This window comes from Allobosea minatitlanensis (assembly GCF_964020775.1).
The window spans coordinates 1910099-1928359 of the sequence record NZ_OZ224509.1; the positions used below are offsets into that span (position 1 = coordinate 1910099).

An 18261-nucleotide genomic window follows, 5' to 3' on the forward strand; every position below is an offset into this window, starting at 1 on the left:
CGTACTGGTGAAGGCGTGCAGGCGACGATCAGCGGCATGCTGCTCGGTCCTTTCGCCTATGCCGAGCGGTGGGGTGAGAAGACGGGCATCTACCTGGGGCTTGCGATCGAACGTGCGAGTAACACGTCCCTGGTCATCGACAGCGACAGCACCATCAAACCGAATGGGGTCGAAGCGCACTGTCCCGCACCGGTGCAACCTGGCCCTTGGGCGCGCACCTGGAAGCCCTGATGGCGGCACACCGACGCCCAGCGGGCTCGATGCGGGTGGTGGGTCGGCGACACCGCCGACAGAGAGGAAGCCGACGCGCTTCACCAGCGCCGTGATAGTCTCACCGGAGCGGCCTGCGCGGGACATTCATCAGATTGTCGAGGCGATCATCGAGCAACTCACGGCGCTTCCGGGCAGTCGGGTGAAGATCCGGCTCGAGATTGATACAGAAGTGCCGGAGGGCCTTGAACGTTCCAAGGTTCGGACGTTGGTCGAAAACGCCGCCGACCGCGACGTCTGGTTCAGATGTTGCGGCCGGTGATCCGCGCGATCGCACGCCGGCGTCTCATTCTTTTCGGTTTCGGTGGCGCACAACGTGAGCGGTTCTTACCGTCTTGCCGATCGCGCGATGGAGCGGGCGAGGCTCAGCAGCCGGCGGCATGCAGGATTATCGTTGCGCGCCGACCACACGGCGCTGAACGGCAGTATTTCACCGGCCATGCGCCGGTAGGCGATCCCTGGAAACTGCGCGACGGTCATGGCTTCGCTGGTGAGCGTGAGACCGCGGCCGACAGCGACCAAGGAGAGCATATTGTCCCGGCCGACATATTGGCAATGGATATCGGGATGATGACCGAGGTCCCCGAGGCGCCCGACCAGATAGTCGTGGATCTCCTGGCCGGGCGGCGCTTCGCTGACGATAAAGCGCTCGCCCGCCAGATCGCGCCATGCAAGTTCTGTTTGATCTGCAAGCGGGTGATCTGACGGGAGGACGGCGAACACCTCTTCAGACCAGAGCTGCTCGACTTCGCAACCGTCCCGCAGTGAGGAGCCTGTTACAAACGCCACGTCCAATTGGAGTTGCCGCACCGCGGCGATATGTTCGGGCTGATTGCCGTCGATGAGATCGACATGAACACGTTTGTATCGCTTACCGAAGGTGCGCAGCAGATCGAACAGGAAGCCGGAAGCGATGGATGAGAGGACGCCGATCTTGATGTGCCCTTCTTCGGTTCGGCCTACGGCTGCGACATCGACCGCGCTAGCATGAATATGTCGGAGGGCGGTCCGAGCCCCTGGCAAATATTTCTGCCCGGCAACCGTAAGGCTGACGCCGCTGGCGTGGCGATGAAAGAGCGATGCGCCGAGCTGATCCTCGAGGTCACGGATACGGCGACTGATCGTCGATTCCTGGATGCCGAGGGCGCGACCTGCCTGTCGAAAGCTTCCATATTCGGCAGCGGTCACGAAATAACGCAGATGGTGCAGTTTGATCCGGCTATGTCGCTCAGCCCCGAACGCAAGATCGGAAAGGGAGCCGATCTTGGCGCCGTCAGAAAAGCTTCTGCCGTCGTGATCGGCGCTCGCCATCAGGGTCTCCAGCCCGTTTCAAGGCTGTTGGCTACCGCGTTCGCGAAAGCGCAGATGGCGTTGTCGTTATGATCGTGTCGTTGCATCATGCCGCCCTCAAAGAACTTAACGACATTCAGTATGCGGCATGATGAGTCGCACACCGCACGGCGTCAATGATAAATGAACGACGTTAAGTTAACGTATGGTATACATGGCGCTCCGGTGTGCTGTGATTGATGCAACGGCCGCTGAGGGTCGAAGCCTAGCGGAAGATCGGGCGTAAAAAGTGGGTTTCGGGGCTGATGGCGCGTCCAAGAAAAGAAGACACACTCGACATCGCGCCGCGAGCGGTCGCGGAAATGGTTCGCCTGCTGGCGGCGCGTGACGATTTCGATGTTCCGTTGGTGGCGGTGGCACAGGCGGTCGGCTGCACGCCGCCTGCGCTTTACGGCTATTTTCGCAACAAGGGCGCTCTGTTGCGGGCGGTGCGGGAAGAGGGCTTCAACCGGCTATATAATGAGAAACTGACGCTCTCGGAGCGGATGCACGCAGACCCCTTTGGCTACCTGCGTGAAGGGAGCTACGCCTATGCCCGCTTCGCACTCGACAATCCGACCCTGTACCGGCTGATGTTCGCACCTCCGCCCAGCCTCGGGATTGGTGATGATCCCCTGTCAGGCGATCCTGGCCGCCGAATATTCGAGCTGTTGCTCACGGGTCTTCGCGGCTGCCAGGCCCAGGGGTTTTTGCCGGGAATGGACCTCAATCGATATGCCTTCATGTTCTGGTCGGCGGTGCATGGCGCGGTGTGCCTCGGTTTCCAGAATCGGGCGTTGGACGAAGCCGCGAAATGGGATGCGACACGCGAGGTCATCGACACACTCATGGAGATGATTGCTGCAACGGTGCCGGGCGACCGAAGCCAACAACTGCTGCGCGACTGATCCGCCGGCTGCGAAGAGAGGCTGCGACCATGACCAAATATTCCATTGGCGACCATGTGAGCTGGAACTCCGAAGCCGGTCATGTGACAGGCAAGATCATCCGGGTTCATCATGCGGATTTCGACTACAAGGGCCATCGACACCGGGCGTCGAAGGACGATCCGCAGTACGAGATCAAGAGTGACAAGACGGACCATGTCGCCGCTCACAAGGAAGCTGCGCTGACGAAGATCGATTGATGGCCGCGCAATTCGTCACCATCGGCCATTCCAATCGCAGCCTCGGCGAATTTCTCGACATGCTGGGCGCCGCCCGGGTCGAGATGGTGATCGACGTGCGCGCCTTTCCCCGGTCGCGTAGCAATCCTGCCTTCAATATCGACGGTCTGCCGGAAGACCTGGCGCGGGCACAGATCGGTTACCGACATATGCCGGACCTGGGCGGCAGGCGGCCAAAGCAGACCGGTGTGAACGAAAGCCTCAATGCGCTATGGCGGGTGCAAAGCTTCCACAACTATGCTGACTATGCGCTCGGCGAGGCGTTCGTCGGCGCGTTTCATGATCTGGTGAGCCTCGGCCGCGATCACCGCCTGGCCCTGATGTGTTCCGAAGCGGTCTGGTGGCGATGCCATCGCCGCATCATCACCGACCATCTGCTACTGACTGGCCACGCCGTCGATCATCTGATGGCGCCGGGGCATAGCGAGCACGCCACGCCGACGCTGGGCGTGCAGAAGGACGCGCAGGGAAAAGTCATCTATCCGGCGTCCACCGGGCCTGACCACGAGCCACCTCCAGGTTGAACGTCAGCCGTGGTTGGGGTTCCTCTTCAGGCCGTGCGGCGCGGCCTACCTTGCCGGATTCACTCGGGCTTCTGCATGGGGCGCCGCGCCTTTGCGAACCCGCGATCTGTCGCAATGAACCGCTCCAGCATGGGCACGATGAGTTTTGCCGGTTCGATCGGAGCGGCGGCCCCGGCCAGAAGACGGCCATATTCGGTCAGGTCGCGGTGGAGCGACGCCGGCAGCTCTACCGCGACTTTCACGGGCTTGTCGTCCGCGAGGGGACCGAGTTTCAGCTTCATCATGTCAGCCTCCATAGGGTTCGAGGACGAGATCGCGCGTCACGACGATCCTGACCGGGAAGCCCGGCCGGATGGTCAGCGTCGGTGCGACGTTGAGCTGGCGGCGGACGATCTGCTGTCCGGCGTCGTTGATCGTGTCCTGGCCGCCGTTGCGGATGGCGCGGAGCAGCCGGTCCTGATCGTCGACGGCAAGCTCCGCCCCGACCGAAAGCAGCGTCGAGAGCCCGGCGGCCTTCGCCAAATCCCACCAATGATAGTCCACACCATCTTCAAGACCGGCATAGCCCTGCGTGTCGGTCCCAGGCTGGCGTTCGAGGACGATCGAGCGGCCGTTCGGCATGATGAGCCGGTTCCAGACGAGCAGCACGCGGCGCTGACCATATTGGACGTTGTTGTCGTACTGGCCGATGATCCGCGTGCCCTGTGGCACGAGCAGAATGCGTCCGGTGGGGCTGTCATAGATCGGCTCCGTGACCTGGGCGATGATCTGGCCAGGAAGATCGGAGCGGATGCCGGTGATGAGCGCGGCCGAGATCACCGCGCCGGCCTGAAGCACGAAGGGCGACGCCGGCGGCGTCACGCGATCGGGCGTGACCGTGCGCCGGTCGGCCGCCGCGTTGAGGAAGGCGAGCTGCTTGTCCTGTCCCGTGGCGGCCTGTCCGCCCGCGCCGGCGCCGGAGAGATCGAGCCCGGCGAGACCGGGCATCGCGCCCGCCGTGCTGGAGGCCGTCGATCCCTGCCGCGACTGGAAGAAGACGGCGCTGAGGCGCGCGGCCTCTTCCTCGGCGCGGCGGCGCTGCTCGGCCTCGCTGACGCCGGGCGTCGGGGTGACGGGTGCTGCAATCGGCTGACCGTTGTTCTGCGCGCTCAAGATGGGACCGCCGAGATCGCCGGGCAGCGCCGGGCCGAGAACCGGGCCGGTATAGTCCTTGGGCAAGCCGGCCAGGCCATCGGCGGTCTGGCGGCCGTTGGTGGAATATAGCTCGGCGCCGCCGTCGTCCGGCCCGCGCGTCTGGAGCGCGTAGATCAGCGATCCGCCAATGCCGACCAGAGCGACGGCCGCGACGCTCGCGAGCATTTTGCGCGAGAGGCGTGTGACGCGCGGCGGTTCGGCGCGAAGCCGCATCGGCGCGACGGGGGTGCTGGTCTCGGTGCTGGTGGTATCGGTCATTAGGATGGCCTCCCGTCGGTGCGGACGATCCTGACGGTCTGCTGCTTGTCGCCCGCGCCAAGGCGCAGCTCGGCCGCGCCGAACAGGCGATCGACGATCAGGATGTGTTGATAGATGCGGTTGTTGGCGATCTGGGCTTCGCCTTGCGGGCCGATGACGACGAGCGGCGGCATCTCGCCCTGGACGATGCCACGCGGGAATTCGACATAGACGTGACGGCCATCGTCATAGACGGCGATCGGCTTCCACGGCGGATTGCCGGAGTCGGTCTGAGCGTAGCGATAATTGCGGGCGGCCACGGCCGGAATGACCGGCGTGGCCGGAACGCTCTGGCGCTGGCTGGCCGGCGGCTGCGGATAGGCCCAGGCGACCGACGGCATGTAGGGCTTCTCGCCGGAGCGCAGCTCGATCATGTAGGTCCGCCTGTCGGTCGTCACGATCAGGTTGGTGGTGATGTCGGGCCGGCTCGGCTTGACGAGGATATGGACGCGGCGCGTGACGCCGGACCCGCTCTCGGTATCGCCGATGATCCAGCGCGCCGTGTCGCCGGCCGCGATCGGTCCCGCGCCGGTGAGGCTTTCGCCCGGCTCCAGCGCGATGTCGGTGATCTGGCCGGGAACGGCATAGACCTGATAGAGCGCGCCTTCCGACCACGGGTAGATCTGGATGGCGTTGTAATAGCCCTCGCGGCGCGGCTGCACGCGGGCGGCGGCATTGGCGTTCTCGACGCGGCCGGTCGGGGTGCCCGCGGTCTCGCCGCCGCGTGCGACCGTCCAGGCCGGCGGGATCAGCACCGGCTTCGGCCGCTCGTCGATGACGGCGGCGGGAATGGCCGGCAAAGGCGGCACGCTGGCGTCGTAGCTGATCGCCGGAGGCTTGGTCATGCTGGCGCAGCCCGCGAGCGCCGTCGCGGACAGCATCAGCGCAACGCTCACGGATCTACGGAAAGCCGGAAGGACGGCGATACGGATTGCCGGCTTCATTGGCCCATCTCCCGCGACCAGTTGATGGCGTTGACGTAGATGCCGAGCGGATTGGCCTTCAGCCGCTCGGCGTCGCGCGGCGGCTGAAGCGCGATCGTCAGGATCGCGGTCCAGCGCTGGGTCGAGGCGAGCACGCCGTTCTCGAATTGCCGTTCGGTCCAGGCGACGCGGAAGCTGTCCGGTGAAGCGCGGATGACGCTGGAGACGTCGACGGCGATCTGCTGCTTGCCGACCTTGGTGAAGGGGTCGTTGGTGCGGGCATAGTCGTTGAGCGCGCCCGCGCCGCGATCCGTCGTCCATTCATAGGCGCGAAGCCAGTTCTGGCGGACGATGATCGGATCGGCCGGGATCGAGCGTACCTGCTCGATGAAGCGGGCGAGATGCCATGCGATCTGCGGATCGGTCGGGCGATAGTCGGCGCTGGCCGGCGCAATGCTCTGCGCCTGGCCGAGCTTGTCGACCTGGACCACCCACGGCACGACGGTCCCGCGCGCCGACTGGATCACGAGCGCGCCGGCGAAGCCTGCCGAGAGGATCAGCGCGCCGAAGGCCATGTAGCGCCAGTTCTTCGCCTGCACGCGGGCCGAGCCGATACGGTCGTCCCAGACCTGCGCGGCCTTCTGGTATGGCGTCTCGGGTTCGGGCGTCTTGCCGTAATGCACGGCGGGCCTTTTGAAGATGTTCATGAGCGGTCGCTTTCGGAAAGGTTGATGGAAGAGCCGGAGCCGTGGCTGTCGCCGGACTTGACGGCATGGGCGGCGGCGCTGACGCCGTGAGAAAGGTGCTGGCTGCGCTTCATGCGCTTGGCCCAATCGGGAGCGCCGCCCGCCATGGCTATCGGCGTGGATGCGGCCTCGGCGGCTTCACCGCCGACCGTTCCCATGGTCGAGGAGCCGCCGGTCGCACTGAGCCCGGCCTTGGCGCCATCGGAGAAGCTGGATTTCATGCTCTCGGAGGCGCGGGCCACGGCGCGCTTCAGCGGCGAGACGGCGGCCGAGCCTGCGGCACGGGCAACGCCGCCCATGCCGGAGGCAACGCCTGCCGCACCGGACTGCCCCAGGGAGCCGAGCGAATAGGCGGCCGATGCCCCGCCTGCCGCGGTGGCGCCGCCGCGTGCCACGGCAGCGCCGCCGGAGAACGCCGCCGATCCGCCTTTGAGGGCGAGACCCGCGGCACCGCCTGCCGCAAGGGCTGCGCCGCCCACGGCAAGGCCGGTGCCGATGGCTGCGCCCGCGCCGAGCTGGGGACCGCCGGAGACGAGGCCGTTGGCGATGCCGGGGCCGAAGATGCCGAGGCCGAGCAACGAGAGAGCGGCGAGCACGATCGCCATGGCGTCGTCGACGGTCGGCGTCGTGCCGCCGAAGCCCTTGGTGAACTCGCCGAAGAGCGTCGAGCCGATGCCGATGATGACGGCGAGCACCAGAACCTTGATGCCGCTGGAAATGACGTTGCCCAGCACGCGCTCGGCCATGAAGGCGGTCTTGCCGAAGAGACCGAAGGGAATGAGGACGAAACCGGCGAGCGTCGACAGCTTGAACTCGATCAGGGTGACGAAGAGCTGGATCGCCAGGATGAAGAAGGCGAGGATCACGAGCGCCCAGGCAAACAGCAGGCACACGATCTGGATCAGGTTCTCGAACACCGAGATCCAGCCCATCAGCGGCGAGATCGCCTCCAAGAGCGGCCGGGCGGCATCGAGGCCGGTCTGTGCGACCTTGCCGGGGCGCATCAGGTCGGCGGTCGAAAAGCCCGTGCCCGATGCTTTGAGACCGAGGCCAGCGAAGCTGTCAAAGACGATCTTGGCGAGGTTGTTCCAGTTACCGATCAGATAGGCGAAGACGCCAACGAACAGCGTCTTCTTGACCAGGCGCGCGATGATGTCGTCATCGCCAGCCCAGCTCCAGAAGAGCGCGGCGAGCGTCACGTCGATCACGATCAGCGTGGTCGCGATGAACGCCACTTCGCCGGAGAGAAGGCCGAAGCCGCTGTCGATGTATTTGGTGAATACGCCGAGGAAATTGTCGATGACGCCTGCGCCGCCCATGGCTCACTGCCCTTCCGTGCTGGCGGACGCCGCCGGTGCGACCGGCGCCGGCGCGTGGCCGAGAAAGCGGTCGCGGGTTTCGGCCCAGACGCGCAGGCATTCGGGATCGCTTGCTGCCTGTTGACCAAGTTGCTGGCACCGGCGCTGGCTCTCGCGCAGCGGATCACCTTCGCGCTGTTGCTGACGCGCCGACGGCGATGCCAGCGCGTCCTGCTTGCGGGTCATTTCGATCGCGGTTGCCGTGACGGCGACCGCGACGAATACGATAGCGCCCAGCCGGGCCAGCATCTTGCCGTCCATGAGCTTCCTCCTTTCCGGCCTTATTTGCCGCTGTTGAACATCTGGGCGTTGCCGGGCTGGTAGCCCGAGCTCGGCGTCAGGAAGCGGCGACGCTGCTCGCGGCCCTGTTCGGCCGCCGCGGTGCGTTCGGCCTCGGTGAGCGCGCTGGCCCGGCCGTTGGAGGCGAGCAGCGCCACGAGATCGGAGAGCTGCTGCGATTGCAGGGCGAGGATCTGATTGCCGGCCTGCGTCGCCTGAAGCGCGCCGGTCGCACCCTGGCTCTGGCTGACCAGCGCCGACATCTGCGTGCGGTTGGTGTCGATGTTGGAGACGACGCCGGCCTGTACCCGCATCGCGTCCTGAAGCCCGCCAACGGTGTTCTGCCAGCGCGAACGGGCGTCGGCGACCATCTGCTTGTCGGTCGTCGACATCGAGACGTTGCCGTATTTCTGGGTGAACATCTGGTCGATCTGCTGGACGTTGAACGCGATGCCCTGGGCTTGGCTGAGAAGCTGCTGGGTGCGCTGCACGTTCTGCTGCAAGGTCTGGAGCGCCGAGTAAGGCAGGCTCGCCAGGTTCTTCGCCTGGTTGATGAGCATCTGCGCTTCATTCTGGAGCGAGGTGATCTGGTTGGTGATCTGCTCCAGCGTGCGCGCGGCCGTCAGCACGTTCTGGGCGTAATTGCTCGGATCGAAGACGATGATCGCGTGGGCGGGCGTCGCCACCATCGGGGAGAGCGCGACCGGGGTTGCCGCCAGCATGGTCGCGGCGAGCGCCATGGCGCGCGAGCGGATACGAAGGGTAAGCATAGTCAGGACTCCTTTGCTGCTTGGGGGAACGAGAACGTCGGGATGAGATCGGCGGCCCAGCCGACGTCGCGGGCGCGCAGCCACGCGGCGAGGAAGCCGTCGCGGCCGTGCTCGGCGACGAGGTTGGCGATCAGGGTCTGGTCGGACTTGGAGGATGCGGCGCAGAGCGCGAGGCCGACTTCGGACAGGCCCAGCTCGAACAGGCGGTTGCCGCGCCGCGACTGGCAGTAATAGTCGCGCTTAGGGACGGCGCGCGCGAGGATTTCGATCTGCCGGTCGTTGAGGCCGAAGCGCCGATAGATGGCCGTGATCTGCGGCTCGATCGCACGCTCGTTCGGGAGCAAGAGCCGCGTCGGGCAGCTTTCGATGATGGCCGGCGCGATGCTGGAATTGTCGATGTCGCTGAGCGACTGCGTGGCGAAGATGACCGATGCGTTCTTCTTGCGCAGCGTCTTCAGCCATTCGCGGAGCTGGCCCGCGAACCCTTCATCGTCCAGCGCCAGCCAGCCCTCGTCGATGATGAGCAAGGTCGGTCGCCCGTCGAGTCGGTCGCCGATGCGGTGGAAGAGATAGGAAAGCACCGCGGGCGCTGCCCCCGTGCCGACCAGGCCCTCGATCTCGAACGCCTGCACAGCGGCCGAGCCGAGATGTTCGGCTTCGGCGTCGAGCAGCCGGCCATAGGCCCCGCCGACGCAGAACGGACGGAGTGCCTGCTTCAGATCGTTGGACTGAAGCAGCACCGACAGGCCGGTGATGGTGCGTTCCCCGATCGGCGCGGAGGCCAGCGAGGTCAGCGCGGTCCAGATGTGCTCCTTCACCTCGGGCGTGATCTGGATCGCTTCGCGCGTCAGGATGGCGACGATCCAGTCGGCGGCCCAGGCGCGCTCATAGGTATTGTCGATGCGCGCGAGCGGCTGAAGCGAGACGGAGAAGTCGTCACCCTCGGTCAGCCCGCCGCCGAGATCGTGCCAGTCACCGCCCATGGCGAGCGCGGCGGCGCGGATGCTGCCCCCGAAATCGAAGGCGAAGACCTGAGAGTTGGCATAGCGCCGGAACTGCAAGGCCATGAGGGCGAGCAGCACGGACTTGCCCGCGCCTGTCGGCCCGACGACGAGCGTGTGGCCAACGTCTCCGACATGGAGGCTCAACCGGAACGGCGTCGAGCCTTCGGTCTTGCCGTAAAGCAAGGGGGGGCTACCTAAATGCTCGTCCCGTTCCGGCCCAGCCCACACCGCCGAAAGCGGGATCATGTGGGCGAGATTCAAAGTGCTGATCGGGGGCTGGCGCACGTTGGCGTAGGCGTGGCCGGGCAAAGAGCCGAGCCATGCGTCCACCGCGTTGACGGTCTCGACCATGGCCGTGAAGTCGCGGCCCTGGATGACCTTCTCGACAAGGCGCAGTTTTTCGTCGGCAAGACGCGGATCGGCGTCCCACACCACGATCGTCGCGGTGACATAGGCCATGCCGGCGACATCGGCGCCCAGCTCCTGCAAGGCCATATCGGCGTCGGCCGCCTTGTTGGACGCATCGGTATCGACCAGCGCCGACGCCTCGTTCGTCAGGACTTCCTTGAGGATCGCGGCGATCGACTTGCGCTTGGCGAACCATTGGCGGCGGATTTTGGTCAGCAGCTTGGTCGCGTCGGTCTTGTCGAGCAGGATCGCGCGGGTCGACCAGCGGTAGGGGAAAGCGAGCCGGTTGAGATCGTCGAGCAGGCCGGGCGTCGTCGCGGTCGGAAAGCCGATGATGGTGAGGACCCGCAGATGCTCGCTGCCAAGGCGCGGTTCGAGCCCGCCGGTCAGCGGCTGATCGGCGAGCAGCGCATCGAGATAGACCGGCGTTTCCGGCACGCGGACGCGGTGGCGTTTCGTGGAAACCGTCGAATGGAGATAGGTCAGCGTCTCGGTATCGTCGAGCCAGCCGCATTCGGGCATGAAGCCGTCGAGCAGCGCCAGCACGCGGTCGGTGCGGTCGATGAAGCCGCGCATCACCTCATGGGGATCGACGCCGGTTTGCTCGCGGCCCTCGTATAGCCATGTCTCGGCCCGGGCGGCGTCCTCGGCGGGCGGCAGATAGAGGATGGTCAGGAAATAGTCCGACACGAAATGGATGCCGGCTTCCTCGAAATCGGCCTTGCGTTCCTCTTCCACCAGGCCGGACGCAGCATCGGGGAACGGGCTGTCGGGATAAGTCGCGGCCTCGCTGCGCTGCGCCTCGACGAAAATGCTCCAGCCGGAGCCGAGCCGGCGGAAGGCGTTGTTGATGCGGCCGGCGACCGCGACCAGCTCGGCGGCGACGGCGCTATCGAGATCGGGGCCACGGAAGCGCGCCGTGCGCTGGAACGAGCCGTCCTTGTTCACGATGACGCCGGGGCCGACGAGCGCGGCCCAGGGCAGGAAGTCGGCAAGGCGGGCTGCGGCGCGGCGATATTCTCTGAGATTCATCATGGGCGTCGCCTCCCTCAGACCGCGAGAAAGGCCGGGACGCGCAGATGGCGTCGGCCGACTTCCACGAATTGCGGATCGCGCTTGGCCGCCCAGACCGCCGCGACATGGCCGATGGCCCAGATCGCGAGGCCGACCAGCCAGAGGCGCAGTCCGAGGCCCACGGCTCCGGCCAGCGTCCCGTTGAGGATCGCGATGGAACGGGGCGCACCGCCGAGCAGGATGTGCTCGGTCAGTGCGCGGTGAACCGGGACGGTGAACCCCGGCACATCCAGTTGCTCAAAGGCGACGGCCATCAGACCAGCGCCCCGCCGCCGAAGCTGAAGAAGCTCAGGAAGAACGAGCTGGCGGCGAAGGCGATCGACAGGCCGAACACGATCTGGATCAGCTTGCGAAAGCCGCCCGACGTGTCGCCGAAGGCGAGCGCCAGGCCTGTCGCGATGATGATGATGACCGCGACGATCTTGGCCACGGGGCCTTCGATCGACTGGAGGATTTTCTGGAGCGGCGCTTCCCACGGCATCGAGGAGCCGGAGGCGTGGGCGGCGGGCGCCAGGACGAGATTGACGTAAGCGACGGCGGCGGCGGTCGCGACGGTGCGACGGACGCGCATGGGGATGCGGATCATGAAGGTTCTCCAGGTTGGTCAAGGGTTGCGGGGCTGATGCGGTAGTCCCCGTCCGGGCCGAGCCCTTCGACACGGGCGAGTTCGGCGAGCCGGCGCGCGGAGCCGCGCCCGGATAGGACGGCCACGAGGTCGATCGTCTCGGCGATCAGGGCGCGCGGGACGGTGACGACGGCTTCCTGGATGAGCTGTTCGAGGCGGCGCAGCGCGCCGATGCCGGTCCCGGCGTGGATGGTGCCGACGCCGCCCGGATGTCCGGTGCCCCAGGCTTTGAGGAGGTCGAGCGCTTCGGAGCCGCGCACCTCGCCGATGGGGATGCGGTCGGGGCGCAGACGGAGCGAGGAGCGGACGAGATCGGAAAGCGTGGCGACGCCTTCCTTGGTGCGCATCGACACCAGATTGGGCGCGGCGCATTGCAGCTCGCGCGTGTCCTCGATGATGACGACGCGATCCTGCGTCTTCGCCACTTCGGCGAGCAGCGCATTGGTCAGCGTGGTCTTGCCGGTCGAAGTGCCGCCCGCGACGAGGATGTTGGCGCGCGATGCGACGGCCGCGCGCAGGGTCGCGGCCTGGTCGGCGGTCATGATCCCGACATTGACGTAATCGTCGAGCGTGAAGACAGCGACGGCGGGCTTGCGGATGGCGAAGGCCGGTGCGGCGACGACGGGCGGAAGAAGCCCCTCGAACCGTTCTCCCGTTTCGGGCAGCTCGGCCGAGACACGCGGGGACCGGGCGTGAACCTCCGCGCCGACATGGTGGGCGACCAGACGCACGATGCGTTCGCCGTCAGCGGCCGACAGCCGCTCGCCCGTATCGGCCAGACCTTCGGAAAGCCGATCCACCCAGATGCGGCCATCCGGGTTCAACATCACTTCGACGATGCTTACGTCTTCGAGGAACCGCGAAATGGCGGGACCGAGCGCGGTGCGCAGCATCCGCGCGCCGCGCTGGATCGCCTCCGGTTTCTGATGAGAAGTGGTCATGTCGGCCCCGTTTCCTCACGAGGCGCCACAGACAGTCCCCGGAATGGGGTCGATTAAAAGAGCCCGAAATCGGGCCGGTTCAACAAGTATCGGTCGTAGTAGTAGTGTGGCGTGAAAATACAGGAGAACGGCGGTGAGGCCATGATCTTGTTGTCGTCGTGATCCTCACCAGATGACGCGCGCGATCGTCACGGCTCCGAGTCGGAGACGTCTTTGGGGATCTCCTGTCGCGGCTTCGGCCCCTGTTGGGAGTGCGCGTCAGCGACCTACGCTTACTGGAATTTGCTCTGCTGGTGAGTGAGCGGCGTTATTGCCGCGAGCGTCAATCCCTGGTCCAGTCTTCCAGTCGCAATCCGGCAACGCGCTCGAATTCTGCGGTATTGTTGGTGACGAGCGGCAGGCCGCGCGCCAGCGCCTGGCCGGCGATCAGGAGATCATAGGGACCGATCGGTGTGCCGCGCCGTGCAAGCGCCGCCCGGATTTCTCCGGCGGCTCGCGCGTCCTCGCGATCAAGATCGAGGATTTCGAGATCGGTAAAGAGAAGGCGAAGCGTCTCCAGATTGAACTCCACCTTCTGGCTGCGATAGGCGCCGAAATAGAGTTCATGGGCGACGATGGAACAGACCGCGAGCGCGCCGGGTTCGGCGGCTTCGACCCGGCGCAGGAGAGGCTCCGAACGACGTGTGACCAACGCGATGACGGCGTTGGTGTCGAGAAGCCATTTCGTCATTGAAACGCCCGATCGAGATCGGGACGGTTCTGCTCTTCAGGCTGCTCCCTGCCTTCGGCCATGAAGTCTGCACTGAAGCCGCGCTCGATAGCCGCGCGCAGCGACGTCCAGCGCTTGGAGGCGTCCGGCCTCGGTCGCAGGATTACGGAGTCGCCCTCACGCAAAACCTCGACTTCATCGACTGCAAAGCGAAAATCCTTCGGCAGCCGAACGGCTTGGGAATTGCCCGACTGGAAGACCTTGGCGATATGGGGCATGGGAACCTCCCGTGAATACGGGGATGTATATACGCCTTTAGGTCTCCCCACACAAGACGGCTAATCCTGCCCTCCTTGATCGGCCTTTACTGAATCGATATCCTCCGGGATCTCCTGTCGCAGCTTCGGACCCTTGACGAGCCGCCGGCCGAGCGCGGTGATGAACGCCTCATACCGCTCGGCCGACTTGGCGCGCGCCGCCTGCGCGGCGGGCTCCGGCAAGGCCGGCGTGGTCGTGATCCAGAAGCGGATGAACACAGCCAGCGTCTCGACGGCGATGCCGACGTCGCGCTCCAGGCGGGTCATGCGGCGGTCGATCTGGTCGAGGCGCTTGGCGACGACGGCCTCGCGCCGCTCGGCATCGTCGGGCGACAGGAAGGATGCGATGGCGGCTTCCGCGATCATGGATTGCGACTGGTCCCGTCGCGCGGCGAAATCCGCCAGCGCCTGCGTCACGTCGGGGTCGAGATAGACCGTGAACTTCGATTTCTTCCGATGGCCGGTCATGGCGCTCACAGCTCCATGCCGTCATTGGGATCGAGCGACACTTGCCGCGCAACGCCCTGGACCTGCTGGATCAGGCGGCGGTTGCGCGTGGCGTCCTCGTCGCTTTCGTCGGGAAGCTCGATCTCGAACTCGTTGGCGATGGGTTCCTTCTTTTCCGTCGGCTTGGCGCGGCTGAGTTCGGGTTGCAGCCGGCGTTCGGAGTCCGTGGTGTCCTCATCGTCGGATGGATCGGCCGGTTGGGCATCGCCGGCCTTGGGCCGCGTCGGGATCGGCAGGCTGCTCCAGTCGTCGGGGCGCGGCTTGTCGGGGCGTTTCAGGTCGGGCGGCGACAGCAGGCGCTCGCGGAAACGGGCATCCTCATAGTAGCGCGCTTTCTTCGCCCGGATCGGCGGCGTGCCGGCGACCATGACGATCTCGTCGCTCGGCGGGAGCTGCATGATCTCGCCGGGGGTGAGCAACTGGCGGGCGGTCTCCGAGCGCGAGACCATCAGATGACCGAGCCAGGGCGACAGCCGGTGCCCGGCATAGTTCTTCATCGCCTTCATCTCGGTCGCGGTGCCGAGCGCATCGGACACGCGCTTGGCGGTGCGCTCGTCGTTCGTGGCGAAGGACACGCGCACATGGCAGTTATCGAGGATCGAGTTGTTCGGGCCGTAAGCCTTTTCGATCTGGTTCAGTGACTGCGCGATCAGGAAGGCTTTGAGGCCGTAGCCCGCCATGAAGGCCAGCGCGCTCTCGAAGAAGTCGAGCCGCCCCAGCGCCGGAAACTCGTCGAGCATCAGGAGCAAGCGATGAAGGTCGCCCTTCGCCTGCAGGTCTTCGGTCAGGCGGCGGCCGATCTGATTGAGGATGAGGCGGATGAGCGGCTTGGTGCGATTGATGTCGGAGGGCGGCACGACGAGGTAGAGCGTGGTCGGGAGCTTGTCGCCCACCATGTCGGCGATCCGCCAGTCGCAGCGCCGTGTCACCTCGGCCACGACGGGATCGCGGTACAATCCGAGAAACGACATGGCGGTGGAAAGCACGCCGGAGCGTTCGTTGTCGGATTTGTTGAGCAGCTCGCGCGCGGCGCTGGCGATGACGGGATGCGGCCCCGCTTCACCGAGATGGCTGGTCGTCATCATCGCCGCGAGTGTCGACTCGATCGGGCGTTTCGGATCGGAGAGGAAGGCGGCGACCCCGGCGAGCGTCTTGTCGTCGCCGGCATAGAGGACATGCAGGATCGCGCCGACCAGAAGCGAGTGGCTGGTTTTTTCCCAATGGTTGCGCTTGTCCAACGATCCTTCGGGATCGACCAGGATGTCGGCGATGTTCTGCACATCGCGCACTTCCCACTCGCCGCGGCGCACCTCGAGCAAGGGATTGTAGGCCGAGGACTTCGGATTGGTCGGATCGAAGAGCAGCACGCGGCCGTGGTGGGCGCGAAAGCCCGCCGTCAGCGTCCAGTTCTCGCCCTTGATGTCATGAACGATCGCGGAGCCCGGCCAGGTCAGCAATGACGGCACGACAAGGCCGACACCCTTGCCCGATCGCGTCGGCGCGAAGCACAGCACATGCTCCGGTCCGTCATGGCGTAGATACTCGCGTTCGTAGCGGCCGAGCACCACGCCATCGGGATCGAGCAGCCCTGCGGCCTTCACCTCTTCCTTCTCGGCCCAGCGCGCCGAGCCATAGGTAGCGACGTCCTTGGCTTCGCGCGCCCGCCAGACCGACATGCCGATGGCGACGGCGATGGCGATGAAGCCGCCGGACGCGGCGATGAACGCGCCCTGGGTGAAGATCTCCGGCGCATAGGCATCATAGGAGAACCACCACCAGAAGAAGGCGGGCGGATGGTAGAACGGCCAGCCGAACAGGACGAACCAGGGCGGCCCGAGCTGCGCCTGAAACCCCAGGCTCCAGGCGACATATTCGGTCGCGCCCCAGGTGGTGGAGAGGACGATGAGGAAGACGATCAGAATCTGTCCCCATAGGATTTTGGTCGCGGACATTGCGATGTTCCTTCTCTGTTGAAGCTAGAGGCCGAGCCCGCGCTTGCGCCCGAAATCCCAGTCGACGCCGCTGCCGTCGCGGGCGACGCCGAAGACATGGCGGCCGAGCTGCTTGTCGAGGGATGGCGACCAGGGCACGAGCTGGAAGCCGAGGCCGTCGTCGATCATGGCGAAGCGGCCGGAGGCGAGCGTCAGGCGCTGGCGATAGGTGCCGGCGACGTATTCGCCATTCCCGGCCTGCTTGAACGGCTGGCCGGTCTCCTTCGCCAACCTGCCGGCCACCGCATCGACCTCGCGGCGGCGGAGCGTGTCGATCAGGTTGCGGCTGAAGATGACGCGGCGGCCCTGCTGCTCGGCGAGACCTTCGCCGACCAGACGCTCCGCGCGTTGCCGCATCGCGTCCCGCACCTCGGCGCCGAAACCGCCGTCCGACATGGCGACGGGTTCGCGGGCGATGGATTGCCGGTCGAGCCAGGTCGCGCCGGTGGCGCTCACCTGATGCTGGAGATCGAGATCGGAGCGGACGGCGAGCGCAACACGACGATCGCCCTTCGCATCCTCGTAGGCGCGCAACTCGACGATCGATCCCGGCGGGCTGTCGCCGGTGGCGTCGAGATGCGGCAGACGGATGTGATGGGTGCGGCCGTCCACGCCATCGACCACGGCGTAGGCCGTTCCCTTCAGCTCGTCGTCAAGGCCGCGTTCGACCAGGCGGCCGATGACGGGAACGTCGAGGCTCTCGCCGGCCAGCACATAGCTGGCCGAGCCACGCTCGATGCCGCGTTCCGTCAGCGCCCGGTGCATCCGCTTGATGATGTCGCCGCGCTCGCCGAGTTCGCGCAGCGTGGATTCCGCCTCGGGCTTGATGAACCATTGCTGGTGGCCGACCTGTCCGGCGAGCCCCCGGATTTCGAGGGTGCGCAGCCGGCCGACCTTCAGCGCATGAAACTCGTCCGGCTGCTGGCCGGGCTGCGGCGCGAGGTCGATGATGCCGGACTTGCCGGCGTCGCGGACAAGCTGCCGGTCGAGCTGCGTCCAGCGTTCAGCCTCGACCTGCCGCTCCAGATTGCGGTTGATCTCTAGATCGGTGCGCTGGCCGAGCTCCTGCGTCACGAGATCCTGCGCGCGGGCGCGCATTCCCTCCTTGATGTAGTCGCGGGAGATCAGGAGGTCCTGGCCGTCGTCGGTGCGGCCGCGCACGATGATATGGATGTGGGGGTTATCGGTGTTCCAGTGATCGACGCCGACCCAATCGAGCTTCGTGCCGAGATCCTTTTCCATCTGCCCCATCAGCTCGCGGGCGTGGATCTTGAGGTCGGCCATATCCACGGCGTCCTCGGGCGAGACGATGAAGCGGAAATGGTGCCGGTCGTCCTCGCAGCGCGCCGCGAAGTCGCGGGCGTCCACATTGTCGCCTTCCGGCCCGAACAGCCGCGCCTTCTCCCCGTCTCGGGTCACGCCGTCGCGGCGTAGATAGGACAGGTGTGCCGCCAGCGGTGCGGCGCGTGCGCTATGGCGCACCACGCGGGTCTTGATGACGACGATGCGCGAGCGGCCGGTGAGCAGCCGATTGGCCTGGATGCTGGCGCGCTGGCCGCGCCCGAAGCGCGAGTGGTTGCCCGTCGTGATCTTGCCGGAACGGGAGACGCGGCCCCCGGCCTTCTGCGCGGCGGCGAGCGCCTGCGAAATGAAAGGCCGGGCCTGCTGCGCGCGGGTCGAGCGGATGCGCCCAGGCCGGATGCGAAATTCGCTGTCATCGGCCATGGCGCAGCCCTGCACGGTGCGAAAGGAACAGTAAAATCAGGAAGATGGGCGCGCAGCGCACGGTGCGCGAAAGCGCGGCACGGT

Annotated in this window: 21 protein-coding genes; 4 read left to right on the forward strand and 17 right to left on the reverse strand. The window is 66.0% G+C overall.

The genetic code is table 11. The annotated features are described in order from the left end of the window. Positions 1-15: 15 nt before the first annotated feature. Positions 16-231, forward strand: coding sequence for a hypothetical protein (locus tag ACWH43_RS09380; RefSeq protein WP_260347795.1), 216 nt, complete (start codon positions 16-18; stop codon positions 229-231). Positions 232-597: 366 nt separating this feature from the next. Here ACWH43_RS09380 and ACWH43_RS09385 read toward each other — a convergent pair whose 3' ends face one another. Then, the gene (locus ACWH43_RS09385; RefSeq protein ID WP_260347796.1) at positions 598-1581 is read right to left on the reverse strand and encodes a LysR family transcriptional regulator; all 984 of its coding nucleotides are present in this window, start codon (positions 1579-1581) and stop codon (positions 598-600) included. Between the two features lie 284 nt (positions 1582-1865). Here ACWH43_RS09385 and ACWH43_RS09390 point away from each other — a divergent pair, with 284 nt between their 5' ends. The 3 genes from ACWH43_RS09390 to ACWH43_RS09400 are packed head-to-tail and all read left to right on the forward strand — an operon-like array spanning position 1866 to position 3309. After that, complete coding sequence (locus ACWH43_RS09390; RefSeq protein WP_260347797.1) at positions 1866-2507, forward strand: TetR/AcrR family transcriptional regulator; 642 nt, start codon at positions 1866-1868, stop codon at positions 2505-2507. Positions 2508-2536: 29 nt separating this feature from the next. After that, positions 2537-2746, forward strand: a complete 210-nt coding sequence (locus ACWH43_RS09395; RefSeq protein WP_260347798.1) for a hypervirulence associated TUDOR domain-containing protein — start codon at positions 2537-2539, stop codon at positions 2744-2746. Next, complete coding sequence (locus ACWH43_RS09400) at positions 2746-3309, forward strand: DUF488 domain-containing protein (RefSeq protein ID WP_448153445.1); 564 nt, start codon at positions 2746-2748, stop codon at positions 3307-3309. Before ACWH43_RS09395 ends, ACWH43_RS09400 begins: the two co-directional genes overlap by 1 nt. A gap of 59 nt (positions 3310-3368) precedes the next feature. Here ACWH43_RS09400 and ACWH43_RS09405 read toward each other — a convergent pair whose 3' ends face one another. The 16 genes from ACWH43_RS09405 to ACWH43_RS09480 form a co-directional block, all read right to left on the reverse strand. Then, positions 3369-3593: a DUF2274 domain-containing protein gene (locus tag ACWH43_RS09405; protein ID WP_260347800.1), complete on the reverse strand. Its 225-nt coding sequence runs from the start codon at positions 3591-3593 to the stop codon at positions 3369-3371. 1 nt (position 3594) lies between these two features. Continuing rightward, the gene (locus ACWH43_RS09410; RefSeq protein WP_260347801.1) at positions 3595-4761 is read right to left on the reverse strand and encodes a TrbI/VirB10 family protein; all 1167 of its coding nucleotides are present in this window, start codon (positions 4759-4761) and stop codon (positions 3595-3597) included. After that, entirely contained in the window at positions 4761-5744 is a 984-nt protein-coding gene (trbG, locus tag ACWH43_RS09415) for a P-type conjugative transfer protein TrbG (RefSeq protein ID WP_260347802.1), read from the reverse strand. The genes ACWH43_RS09410 and trbG overlap by 1 nt, the downstream gene beginning before the upstream one ends. After that, positions 5741-6430, reverse strand: coding sequence for a conjugal transfer protein TrbF (gene trbF / locus ACWH43_RS09420; protein ID WP_260347803.1), 690 nt, complete (start codon positions 6428-6430; stop codon positions 5741-5743). The genes trbG and trbF overlap by 4 nt, the downstream gene beginning before the upstream one ends. Further along, on the reverse strand, positions 6427-7788 hold the full coding sequence (gene trbL / locus ACWH43_RS09425; RefSeq protein ID WP_260347804.1) for a P-type conjugative transfer protein TrbL: 1362 nt from the start codon (positions 7786-7788) through the stop codon (positions 6427-6429). Before trbL ends, trbF begins: the two co-directional genes overlap by 4 nt. A gap of 3 nt (positions 7789-7791) precedes the next feature. Next, positions 7792-8088, reverse strand: a complete 297-nt coding sequence (gene trbK-alt / locus ACWH43_RS09430; protein WP_260347805.1) for a putative entry exclusion protein TrbK-alt — start codon at positions 8086-8088, stop codon at positions 7792-7794. A 20-nt stretch (positions 8089-8108) separates the two neighbouring features. Then, positions 8109-8876, reverse strand: coding sequence for a P-type conjugative transfer protein TrbJ (gene trbJ, locus ACWH43_RS09435; RefSeq protein WP_260347806.1), 768 nt, complete (start codon positions 8874-8876; stop codon positions 8109-8111). Between the two features lie 2 nt (positions 8877-8878). Next, positions 8879-11323, reverse strand: coding sequence for a conjugal transfer protein TrbE (gene trbE / locus ACWH43_RS09440; RefSeq protein ID WP_260347807.1), 2445 nt, complete (start codon positions 11321-11323; stop codon positions 8879-8881). 14 nt (positions 11324-11337) lie between these two features. Beyond that, positions 11338-11616 carry a VirB3 family type IV secretion system protein gene (locus ACWH43_RS09445; RefSeq protein ID WP_260347808.1) on the reverse strand — a complete coding sequence of 93 codons (279 nt, stop codon included), beginning with the start codon at positions 11614-11616 and terminating at the stop codon, positions 11338-11340. Next, complete coding sequence (locus ACWH43_RS09450; protein ID WP_260347809.1) at positions 11616-11948, reverse strand: TrbC/VirB2 family protein; 333 nt, start codon at positions 11946-11948, stop codon at positions 11616-11618. The genes ACWH43_RS09445 and ACWH43_RS09450 overlap by 1 nt, the downstream gene beginning before the upstream one ends. Further along, positions 11945-12928, reverse strand: a complete 984-nt coding sequence (trbB, locus tag ACWH43_RS09455; protein WP_260347810.1) for a P-type conjugative transfer ATPase TrbB — start codon at positions 12926-12928, stop codon at positions 11945-11947. Before trbB ends, ACWH43_RS09450 begins: the two co-directional genes overlap by 4 nt. 322 nt (positions 12929-13250) lie before the next feature. Continuing rightward, positions 13251-13658, reverse strand: coding sequence for a type II toxin-antitoxin system VapC family toxin (locus ACWH43_RS09460; protein ID WP_260347811.1), 408 nt, complete (start codon positions 13656-13658; stop codon positions 13251-13253). Then, positions 13655-13915: an antitoxin gene (locus ACWH43_RS09465; protein WP_260347812.1), complete on the reverse strand. Its 261-nt coding sequence runs from the start codon at positions 13913-13915 to the stop codon at positions 13655-13657. The genes ACWH43_RS09460 and ACWH43_RS09465 overlap by 4 nt, the downstream gene beginning before the upstream one ends. A gap of 60 nt (positions 13916-13975) precedes the next feature. Next, the gene (locus tag ACWH43_RS09470; protein ID WP_260347813.1) at positions 13976-14422 is read right to left on the reverse strand and encodes a CopG family transcriptional regulator; all 447 of its coding nucleotides are present in this window, start codon (positions 14420-14422) and stop codon (positions 13976-13978) included. Positions 14423-14427: 5 nt separating this feature from the next. Continuing rightward, positions 14428-16413, reverse strand: a complete 1986-nt coding sequence (locus ACWH43_RS09475) for a conjugal transfer protein TraG (RefSeq protein ID WP_260347814.1) — start codon at positions 16411-16413, stop codon at positions 14428-14430. Positions 16414-16437: 24 nt separating this feature from the next. Beyond that, on the reverse strand, positions 16438-18177 hold the full coding sequence (locus tag ACWH43_RS09480) for a relaxase/mobilization nuclease domain-containing protein (protein ID WP_260347815.1): 1740 nt from the start codon (positions 18175-18177) through the stop codon (positions 16438-16440). Positions 18178-18261: the final 84 nt, after the last annotated feature.

Excerpts from the sequence above, each read along its gene's own strand:
- ACWH43_RS09385 (WP_260347796.1), bottom strand. The coding sequence starts at position 1,581 with ATGGCGAGCGCCGATCACGACGGCAGAAGCTTTTCTGACGGCGCCAAG.
- ACWH43_RS09390 (WP_260347797.1), top strand. The coding sequence starts at position 1,866 with ATGGCGCGTCCAAGAAAAGAAGACACACTCGACATCGCGCCGCGAGCG.
- ACWH43_RS09395 (WP_260347798.1), top strand. The coding sequence starts at position 2,537 with ATGACCAAATATTCCATTGGCGACCATGTGAGCTGGAACTCCGAAGCC.
- ACWH43_RS09400 (WP_448153445.1), top strand. The coding sequence starts at position 2,746 with ATGGCCGCGCAATTCGTCACCATCGGCCATTCCAATCGCAGCCTCGGC.
- ACWH43_RS09405 (WP_260347800.1), bottom strand. The coding sequence starts at position 3,593 with ATGATGAAGCTGAAACTCGGTCCCCTCGCGGACGACAAGCCCGTGAAA.
- ACWH43_RS09410 (WP_260347801.1), bottom strand. The coding sequence starts at position 4,761 with ATGACCGATACCACCAGCACCGAGACCAGCACCCCCGTCGCGCCGATG.
- trbG (WP_260347802.1), bottom strand. The coding sequence starts at position 5,744 with ATGAAGCCGGCAATCCGTATCGCCGTCCTTCCGGCTTTCCGTAGATCC.
- trbF (WP_260347803.1), bottom strand. The coding sequence starts at position 6,430 with ATGAACATCTTCAAAAGGCCCGCCGTGCATTACGGCAAGACGCCCGAA.
- trbL (WP_260347804.1), bottom strand. The coding sequence starts at position 7,788 with ATGGGCGGCGCAGGCGTCATCGACAATTTCCTCGGCGTATTCACCAAA.
- trbK-alt (WP_260347805.1), bottom strand. The coding sequence starts at position 8,088 with ATGGACGGCAAGATGCTGGCCCGGCTGGGCGCTATCGTATTCGTCGCG.
- trbJ (WP_260347806.1), bottom strand. The coding sequence starts at position 8,876 with ATGCTTACCCTTCGTATCCGCTCGCGCGCCATGGCGCTCGCCGCGACC.
- trbE (WP_260347807.1), bottom strand. The coding sequence starts at position 11,323 with ATGATGAATCTCAGAGAATATCGCCGCGCCGCAGCCCGCCTTGCCGAC.
- ACWH43_RS09445 (WP_260347808.1), bottom strand. The coding sequence starts at position 11,616 with ATGGCCGTCGCCTTTGAGCAACTGGATGTGCCGGGGTTCACCGTCCCG.
- ACWH43_RS09450 (WP_260347809.1), bottom strand. The coding sequence starts at position 11,948 with ATGATCCGCATCCCCATGCGCGTCCGTCGCACCGTCGCGACCGCCGCC.
- trbB (WP_260347810.1), bottom strand. The coding sequence starts at position 12,928 with ATGACCACTTCTCATCAGAAACCGGAGGCGATCCAGCGCGGCGCGCGG.
- ACWH43_RS09460 (WP_260347811.1), bottom strand. The coding sequence starts at position 13,658 with ATGACGAAATGGCTTCTCGACACCAACGCCGTCATCGCGTTGGTCACA.
- ACWH43_RS09465 (WP_260347812.1), bottom strand. The coding sequence starts at position 13,915 with ATGCCCCATATCGCCAAGGTCTTCCAGTCGGGCAATTCCCAAGCCGTT.
- ACWH43_RS09470 (WP_260347813.1), bottom strand. The coding sequence starts at position 14,422 with ATGACCGGCCATCGGAAGAAATCGAAGTTCACGGTCTATCTCGACCCC.
- ACWH43_RS09475 (WP_260347814.1), bottom strand. The coding sequence starts at position 16,413 with ATGTCCGCGACCAAAATCCTATGGGGACAGATTCTGATCGTCTTCCTC.
- ACWH43_RS09480 (WP_260347815.1), bottom strand. The coding sequence starts at position 18,177 with ATGGCCGATGACAGCGAATTTCGCATCCGGCCTGGGCGCATCCGCTCG.